General features: G+C 58.9%; 1 protein-coding gene. It reads left to right on the forward strand.

Annotated features, from left to right (window positions below):
- Positions 1–147: 147 nt before the first annotated feature.
- Positions 148–367 (forward strand): aminotransferase class III-fold pyridoxal phosphate-dependent enzyme (locus CAGGBEG34_RS12040; RefSeq protein ID WP_478210139.1); only part of this gene is annotated, 220 nt, incomplete at its 3' end.

The following is a 367-nucleotide window of genomic DNA, read 5'->3' on the forward strand; positions in this document are numbered from 1 at the left end:
AGAATGTATTTTCCAAAATAATGACTAGGAGTTCCGCACAGCCGCGCTGGCAAGGCGCGCCGACGCAGACAGTACAACTCGTACGGCAAGGAGGCGCGCCTTGCCAGCGCGGCTGTGCGGAACTCCTGATGACTTTGTCGATTTTGCATGTCCCGTAACTCAATCCTGTTTGAGCGAGCCAAACAAAGCATTCCGGGCGGCGTGAACTCGCCGGTGCGCGCCTTCACCGCCGTAGGCGGCGTCCCCTGTTTTATCAAGCGCGCGCTTGGGCCTTACCTCTGGGATACCGAAGGCAAACGTTATATCGATTATGTCGGCTCCTGGGGCGCAATGATCACAGGCCATCTGGACGGGCCGACGCTCGCCG

The organism is Candidatus Glomeribacter gigasporarum BEG34, from assembly GCF_000227585.1.
GTDB classification, from domain to species: Bacteria; Pseudomonadota; Gammaproteobacteria; order Burkholderiales; family Burkholderiaceae; genus Glomeribacter; species Glomeribacter gigasporarum_B.